The sequence below is a fragment of the Vibrio sp. Vb1729 genome (assembly GCF_033338655.1).
Taxonomy (GTDB): Bacteria; Pseudomonadota; Gammaproteobacteria; order Enterobacterales; family Vibrionaceae; genus Vibrio; species Vibrio alginolyticus.
Genome location: NZ_JAWOTB010000036.1, coordinates 1 through 7,930 on the forward strand (window position 1 = coordinate 1; position 7,930 = coordinate 7,930).

Consider the following 7,930-nt stretch of genomic DNA (forward strand, 5'->3'; position numbering starts at 1 on the left):
ACAAACTGTTCAAGAGGGATTCGCAACGCGTGGCATTTTCACTATGCGTTGGTTTTAGTGTTTAAGGTGGTATGCGGTGGCTTTGGTATTGCGTTGCTCACCCCTTAACAGGGCGTTATGGCACACTACGAAAGAGTAGTGTGCGTTTTCAATTATTTCTTGCAAACCCCATCGTCGCTGCTATGAATAAATTTTCCATTACTCAATAGGAAACTTTCGTACTTATCATATAAGCCATTGGCTCGTGAAATCGAGCTTATTTGAGATAGTATGCCTTCCGCTTGATAATAGCGATTAGTATATTCTTTATCACACCAATCTTTATTTTTAAGGTTGACTCCTAGCTTAGAGAATGCACTCATTTGCGCAAAAATTTCTTTTTCCGCATTGAGCTGTGTTTGCGCATATACTGCTTGTGAAGAATACTCTTTATATAATTTTTCTACACTACTTATTTTCTCATTATATAGTTTTATTTTATTCTCTAACTCTTGTTTTTGTTGATTAAGCTCAATCCTAACTAGTTCTAACTGATCAAACCTTTCATTATGCTCTTTTTGCTTTGCTTCGAGTTGTAACTGGTCAACAGTTAAATCAGCTAAAAGTTTTTTCTCTATATCAGCTTTATATGAAAGTTTCTCGGATGCTAGTTGTTCTTGTTGAAGTTTTAGAATTTGCTCCTTTTTATCTAGTTCATTCTTTTTTTCCACCAATCGCAGTTTTGAATCAGCTTGATCCTTCTCAAATTGAACTTTAAGGGCATAAAGTTTATTGTGCTCCTCGGTTGTTGACTGTTGTTTGTTTAGTAAGTCATTGTACTGGTCATTGACATACACTAATGCCCCACCGCAGAGAGTTAAAACTGTTACCCCAACTCCAATTAGAGTCTTGAGTTGTTTGCTAGTCGCCATTTAATGAATCCATAAGATACTGTTTTTGTACGCATACTGTTTAAATATACATGCATTTGATTTGACTGTATAGTTCTAAATAGCAACGAATTTTAGTTCTTTGGTGTGATTAACGTGTAGGGTTCCGATGCTCTCCTTGTGTCCTATTGTTTCATGTGCCATAACAAAGCGTTTAAGACGGATTCACAACGCTTGGCGATTTCAGTTCAAGTTAGCTTAAGTGTTTAAGGTGTTATGTTTAAGTTTGGTGGTTGGCGTTGTTCACCACTTAACGCGGCGTTAGGCGACATGAGATAAACGATAGAGTAGTGATAGTATCTTGGCGTGAATCTAGCTTCAGTTAATAGAAAAGGAGTGGATTAATGAATGGTAAAGCATTTGATAATTGGCAAAAATCTCGAAAGAAAGGATGTTTAAATTGGCTTTTCAGAACAACTTTCGTCACAGCCATTTTGTACATAATTTTTAATGTTATTTTCCTTTATCCATCTTCTGATGCTGCAAGCATTACGATTTTCTTATCGGATAATGCTCTTAATTACTCCATTTACACGATCGGGATGTTTTTCGCATTTTGGGCTATTTGGTTATACAACGAATCTTCGTATGAGAAAGAAGTTAAACGTAGAAATGTCGCCTAACAAACTGTTCAAGAGGGATTCGCAACGCGTGGCATTTTCACTATGCGTTGGTTTTTGTGTTTAAGGTGGTATGCGGCGGCTTTGGTATTGCGTTGCTCACCCCTTAACAGGGCGTTAGCTTTCTGGAGAGAAATAATGAGGATCAGACAAATTAAGGCTTACCGAGTAACATCAATTATTTCTTTGCTGTTAGGCATTACCGCACTACAGGAAATATATATAAGCGAAAACCTATTAATTATTGGTTTTGCTGCCGGTGTGCTTGGTACCTTCTTGCTAGGTAGTGCCGGGTTTTTTACGGTATTTCGATTTGTGTCTGCGTTTTTGAAGGAATCAAGTTTAAGCCTGTCTAGTCGTGTTCTAGGGTGTACTTATTCGGTGTTACCTGTTCTACTTTGGTACTTATGCAACGTTAAGTTTATATTGGTGCCTGCGGTGAACGCTAAAGAGCTTTCAACCTTCTTTATTCCATCGGCTTTGGCTGTGTTAAATGGAGTTATAGGGGTAATCTTATTCTTCGGAGTCGTTGAAATAAATAATAAACTTCTGGGGAAATCATCAAGCTAACAAACTGTTCAAGAGGGATTCGCAACGCGTGGCGTTTTCACTATGCGGTGTGTTTGGTGTTTAAGGTGGTATGCGGGAGCTTCTGTATTGCGTTGCTCACCCCTTAACAGGGCGTTATGGCGCAGGGCAAAATTCAGCTAAGGGAACTAGATGAGTGATAAAGTTAAAGTAGCCTTGCAGTGGCTCAAAGAAATCTTGGATGCAGAGGATGTGGAGTATCAAATAGTCGGTGGGTTAGCGGCAACCATTCATGGTGGTAGTCGGGAAATCGCAGATATAGATCTTTATATTCATAACTCTGACGCAGACAAGGTGTTATCGCATGTAGCAAAATACATATCAAAGCCGTTAGCTCATTATGCCGAATATGGTTGGGATTTAGAGTATTTCCAGTTGGTTTACCAAAGTCAAAAAATTGAAATCGGTTTGTCTCAACATACGAAGATACAATCACGTCAAGATGGCTCTTGGCATCAGCTTGAAATCTACTTTTCAGAATCAGTTATTAAAGAATATCAAGGTATCGAGTTGCCAGTCATCCCAGTTCATCGTTTAGTCGAGTACAAGCGAATATTGGGTAGGGAAGTAGACCAAATTGATATACAAGAGCTAACTTTGAGTTCAGCGCCATAACAAAGCATTTAAGAGTGATTCCCAACGCTTGGCATTATCAGTTCAAGGTTAGGTTTTGTGGCTACGGTGCAATGGGTTAGGTTTAGTGGTAGCGTTGCTCACACCTTAATGCGGCGTTATACCACAAGGAGTAAAACGTGATTGTAGTAGCAAGGTTTTCTTTTCCTCATGAAGCTCATATTGCGAAATCGAGCCTAGATAGTGCCGGAATAGAAAGTTACATCGCTGACGAGCACACGGTGAATGCTCAGTGGCTTTATTCAAATGCCATGGGCGGTGTTCGTCTGATGATGGCCGAGAGTGATGCGGAGGAAGCGAAACAAATACTTAGTAGTGATTTCTCAGAATCATTGGAAAATGAAGTTGCCGTTGATGAAGCAAAAGATGTTTGCCCAAACTGTGGTAGCACAGAGCTATTTGCATTTACAAAAGGTAAGCGTCCAGCTTTCTTAGTATTTATTTTACTGGGTTTTCCACTGTTCTTTTACAAGCATGGCTACAAGTGTAAGCAGTGTGGGGAGTTCAGTGAAAAGCTTTGAGTAGTGGTATAACAAAGCGTTTAAGAGGGATTCTCAACGCTTGGCGGTTTTGGTTCAATGTTTGGCTTTTGTGTTTAAGGCACAATGGCTTAGGTTGGGTGGTTTGCGTTGTTCACCCCTTAACGCGGCGTTAGTACTACGAGGTAATGATGAAATCTAAGGAAGCTAAGGTCATTGTATTAGCAGGGCTATTTATAGTAATAGTTTTTGCTCTGTATACGTGGCATTTCCCTGGAGGTCTTTCAACGGATCATACCCGTTGGGCTGAGTTTGGAAGCTATTTCGGTGGAGTACTTGGTCCAGTATTGGTGTTCTTCTCGTTTTTGTTTTTAGCTCGACAAATTGAATTACAGCGTTCAGAGATGAAACTCAGCGCTCAAGAAGCCGAGCTTAGGTACAGAGAAGACTATATTTCTCGAAACCTTCATTTGTTAAAAATGCAGTTGGATGAACCTGTAAACGAAGAGCCTTTTCGAACTCTCATTCTTTCTATTTTTCGACAGCCGGAGGTTAAAGTAGATGATAATCTGTTTAAGTTAGGAATGTTAGCTAAAGCGGAAGCACTTATTACGTGGGTAAATATATCTATAGCTTTAACTCGTATAAAGTACGTCAGTCAGGAAAGGTATAACGAGCAATTAGTCCTCGTGATAGTAACGGTCGGTAATGAGTTAAGTGTTGCGTTGGATTATGTAGTGACTGCTGCCACGGAAATTTCAATGGAACAGCACTTCAAAAACAAGTAGTACTAACAAACTGTTCAAGAGGGATTCGCAACGCGTGGCATTTTTATTATGCGTCGGTATTAGTGTTTAAGGTGGTATGCGGCAACTTGAGTATTGCGTTGCTCACCCCTTAACAGGGCGTTATACGAATAGAGGGAATTTATGTACAAGAGTACTGATTTTAGCTTGGATTCAAAAGAGTTCAGGTTTAAGAAAGACTCATATCCTTTGTCTAAGATAAACAATGCTAGGGTTAAAAAGTTAAGTTTTCTTGATAATTTAGGTCAAGTGTTATTCTGGGTGTTTATTTTTTCAGGGGCTGTTTGGTTAGCCATTCCAAGCTTTGAAGAGGCACCGCAATGGCTACAAGTTTTAGTTCTTAGTTTGACGGCTGTAGGTTTCGTTTTTGCTCTTCTTCGTTGTTCTAAATATGCGCTTCAAGTCGAGTTTCGCCACATAGATGAAACGGGCGTTCAATGGGTTAATGTCGCTAAGTCATACTCAAAATCAGATTATGAGTTATTTGAACAACAAGTGCTGGCACTGAAGGAGAAATTCGTATAACAAATTGTTCAAGAGTGATTCGGCACGCGTGGCATTTTTACTATGCGTTAGGTTTAGTGGTTAAGGTGGTATGCGGAAGCTTCGGGATTGCGTGCCTCACACCTTAACAAGGCGTTAACTGGCGCAGAAAATACGAAAGCACAATGATACAGTTTCTAGGTTCAGATATTTAGCGTGTCCGGTTGGTTTCCTTAGCTGAGCTAATGCGACTAATTTCAGTTTGATACTTAAGTTTACTGATGTGAAAGGCGGCACAAAGCCTTCTAATAATATAAGGCATTCGCGATTAGTTCGGCGCAGTTGTATCGCCGAAGTATGGTGTTGTGAGACGCATTTCAAACTAAAGATAAACGGTAATTTTTTGGTTAAATACATATTTGAGTTAGCTTTGCTAATCATTAATTAGCAAAACGAGCTTTGGCGAAAGTGGCTGAAAGATCGGTGAAAACTGAAAGGCGCTCAGTTAACAAACTGTTCAAGAGGGATTCGCAACGCGTGGCATTTTCACTATGCGTTGGTTTAAGTGATTAAGGTGGTATGCGGCGGCTTTGATATTGCGTTGCTCACCCCTTAACAGGGCGTTAAATGCTTTTCGGTAGAAGTAGGAATCAATGACATCACATCCATTATTACCAATGCCAAGTACAAATCTAGAAATCTCTGAGTCATATGCACTTCTTGGTCGTGCGTTAGCATACGCTACAGATTTTGAACACAACTGTAGAACGTTGGCTCATTTGACAGATGTTGTGAACACAAATAATGAGTTTTCATTCGAGGTCTACATGCTTTTGAAGTCAGGTACTTTGTATGAAAAAATTCGGTCATTGGTATCTGAGTACAGTTTACCAACGCATTCAGAGGACAGTATTCACGCCGCTAGGAAGGCAAGAAATAACATTGCTTATAGTATCTGTATAGAACATGAAAAACTCTTGTCTAGTGAGAGTGGGCGTTTGGCTTTTAGGGCAAACATCATGTGTGAAATGGATGCGCTAATTAAGGGGAACCAGTTAGTTCAAGACATAATACGAACACTAAAACAAGGCAGCAAAGACACACATGGCTCAGAGGTTATCGAGTATTTTTTTGCTGTATCTGAATGGCTTGATGGTAAAAATTAGCCACGCATTTAACAAACTGTTTAAGAGTGATTCGCAACGCGTGGCATTTTTACTATGCGTTGCGTTAGGTGTTTAAGGTGGTATGCGGAAGCATCGGTATTGCGTTGCTCACACCTTAACAGGGCGTTATTACCTAGTTGAAATCAAGGGAAAAATTTCTAGTGGTACTGAGTTTTAAGGGGCTGCTTTACACCTGAAAGTCAGTGCCAATCGTATACTTCCATCGTACTAAACGTTCAACTTGCGTGGTTACACGTGCTGCACCCATTGCCAACGTAGTTCTAGCTTTGGTTCGTGTTGCTTCATTGCTGTTGTGGTTTTTTCGCCGTGAATACTGGTTTCTTTGGCGTGGTTGTTCAGTCCTCAGAATGTCTTCTTTGCCAATTCCAAGGTGCTCAATATTGACAAGTTCAGTTGTTTATTTTCAATCACCAACTCACCATTTAAGCGTGTATCATTTACGCAACTGCCAGTTATCATTTTGGTGCATTGAGCCTTTAGTTTTGTGTATTACTTCAGTATCTTGGTGCTCTAAATGAGCATCGGCGCATTGTACTAACAAACAATTTAAGAGGGATTCCCCACGCTTGGCATTTTTGGTTCGGGTCAAGTTTAGTGATTATGGCGTCCAAATCTAGTGTCGTGGTAGCGTGGCTCACCCCTTAATTGGGCGTTATAACTCAGGAGGTCATATGAAATATTTTTTTCACCCTAAAGATGAAGAAACCTTCAAGGTTCAGGCTGTTGGTAATTTTGTCAGAACGTTAGTCTTTGATCCTGAGAATGAAAAAGTACTATTAACATTTCATAGAAAAGTCTCGAAGGTTTGGGAGCAAACACGGAAAAACAATATCGAAACCGATCATCGAATCAAAGAGCTAACAAACGAGAACCTGCATGTTTATTCTTGGGTTGTTAGTAATAAAACAGAATTATTGCTTCCAAATTTTTCCGAACCCACTGAGTAAATGAGTTATAACAAACTGTTCAAGAGGGATTCGCAACGCGTGGCATTTTAACTATGCGTTGTTTTAGGTGTTTTAGGTGGTATGCAGCGGCTTCGGTATTGCGTTGCTCACCCCTTAACAGGGCGTTATGTTTCAAGGAGGAAATTTGGAAGCGTTATCAGTAGTTAAGCCGTGGGGAACAATGATTGCAGATGAAATAAAATCATTGGAAATCCGAGGCTGGGCACCAGAGCAACTGCCAATGCTAAGTGTTGCCTTAGTTCAAAATAATAAACGGTTAACAAAAAACGGCGATGAGGATGTTGACGGTGAAGTTGTGGCTGTCATCGATATCGTTTCCTGTGTCCCTTGGGTAAAGGAAGACTGTAAATTTTCAGGTTGCGACGAGTCAGAGTTTGAAGACGGTTGGTTGGCATGGCGGTTGAGTAATATAAGAAAGCTCAATAACCCAGTGCCAGCAACGGCTAAGAGAAAATTCTATAATCTCACAGGTGAAGAAGCCTCAGCAGTCAGACTTGAGCTAGAAACATAACAAACTGCTCAAGAGGGATTCGCAACGCGTGGCATTTTTACTATGCGTTGATTTTTGTGTTTAAGGTGGTTGCAGTAACATCGGTATTGCGTTGCTCACCCCTTAGCAGGGCGTTATAACTCATGAACTTGCTCGAAAGTTTAGCCAGTATATTTGATGTTTCTTTAGCCGGGTAGTTTCATATCAGCCTTGGTTTAATTTTACGAGGCTATTATGAAGTCTAGACAATGTCCCAAGTGCCGGAAAAATGTTGCACTTAGCTGGTTTTTCTTTAGTTCTCATTGGACGAAGTATCGCTGTATTGAATGTGGTTCGCTGATGAAATGGAGTAAGAGGCGAACTTATCTAGGAGCTATATCCGGCGGTTTTGCTGGCCCATTTGTCATTTCTACACATTCTCTCATTCCATCTACATTTCTTAGAGTCTTTATTGCCATTATTTTCGCAATAGCTTTAGCAGTTTCTGTGAGTAAGCAGATAGAGTACATTGACGAAACTGAGTTATAACAAAGCATTTAAGAGGGATTCACAACGCTTGGCAGTTTTGGTTTTAACTTGCTTTAGTGTTTACGGCACAATGGTTTAGCTTGGGTGGAATGCGTTGTTCACCCCTTAATGCGGCGTTATAACCTTAGAGGGCGAAATGGAGCTTAGAGCATTTGAAAAAGAAGATCATGACTTGCTTATCGGGTGGATTGACTCGGATAAATTGAATTATCAATGGGG

General features: G+C 40.2%; 10 protein-coding genes. 9 read left to right on the forward strand and 1 reads right to left on the reverse strand.

Going from position 1 to position 7,930, the window contains the following annotated elements; genetic code table 11:
• Positions 1 to 152: 152 nt before the first annotated feature.
• The gene (locus R7E29_RS16420) at positions 153 to 911 is read right to left on the reverse strand and encodes a hypothetical protein (protein WP_213885679.1); all 759 of its coding nucleotides are present in this window, start codon (positions 909 to 911) and stop codon (positions 153 to 155) included.
• A 362-nt stretch (positions 912 to 1,273) separates the two neighbouring features.
• Here R7E29_RS16420 and R7E29_RS16425 point away from each other — a divergent pair, with 362 nt between their 5' ends.
• The 9 genes from R7E29_RS16425 to R7E29_RS16470 all read left to right on the forward strand — a co-directional run bounded on the left by R7E29_RS16425 (position 1,274) and on the right by R7E29_RS16470 (position 7,204).
• On the forward strand, positions 1,274 to 1,552 hold the full coding sequence (locus tag R7E29_RS16425; RefSeq protein ID WP_033007115.1) for a hypothetical protein: 279 nt from the start codon (positions 1,274 to 1,276) through the stop codon (positions 1,550 to 1,552).
• Between the two features lie 135 nt (positions 1,553 to 1,687).
• On the forward strand, positions 1,688 to 2,119 hold the full coding sequence (locus R7E29_RS16430; RefSeq protein ID WP_199483440.1) for a hypothetical protein: 432 nt from the start codon (positions 1,688 to 1,690) through the stop codon (positions 2,117 to 2,119).
• A 150-nt stretch (positions 2,120 to 2,269) separates the two neighbouring features.
• Complete coding sequence (locus R7E29_RS16435; RefSeq protein WP_042769992.1) at positions 2,270 to 2,752, forward strand: MazG-related protein; 483 nt, start codon at positions 2,270 to 2,272, stop codon at positions 2,750 to 2,752.
• Between the two features lie 137 nt (positions 2,753 to 2,889).
• Entirely contained in the window at positions 2,890 to 3,291 is a 402-nt protein-coding gene (locus tag R7E29_RS16440) for a DUF2007 domain-containing protein (RefSeq protein WP_213906822.1), read from the forward strand.
• Positions 3,292 to 3,437: 146 nt separating this feature from the next.
• On the forward strand, positions 3,438 to 4,037 hold the full coding sequence (locus R7E29_RS16445; protein WP_054577357.1) for a hypothetical protein: 600 nt from the start codon (positions 3,438 to 3,440) through the stop codon (positions 4,035 to 4,037).
• Between the two features lie 141 nt (positions 4,038 to 4,178).
• Positions 4,179 to 4,580 carry a hypothetical protein gene (locus R7E29_RS16455; RefSeq protein WP_140285285.1) on the forward strand — a complete coding sequence of 134 codons (402 nt, stop codon included), beginning with the start codon at positions 4,179 to 4,181 and terminating at the stop codon, positions 4,578 to 4,580.
• A gap of 611 nt (positions 4,581 to 5,191) precedes the next feature.
• Entirely contained in the window at positions 5,192 to 5,704 is a 513-nt protein-coding gene (locus R7E29_RS16460; RefSeq protein ID WP_213906826.1) for a hypothetical protein, read from the forward strand.
• Positions 5,705 to 6,396: 692 nt separating this feature from the next.
• Positions 6,397 to 6,672, forward strand: coding sequence for a hypothetical protein (locus tag R7E29_RS16465; protein WP_045626692.1), 276 nt, complete (start codon positions 6,397 to 6,399; stop codon positions 6,670 to 6,672).
• 145 nt (positions 6,673 to 6,817) lie between these two features.
• Complete coding sequence (locus tag R7E29_RS16470) at positions 6,818 to 7,204, forward strand: ASCH domain-containing protein (protein ID WP_158156599.1); 387 nt, start codon at positions 6,818 to 6,820, stop codon at positions 7,202 to 7,204.
• Positions 7,205 to 7,930 lie beyond the last annotated feature (726 nt).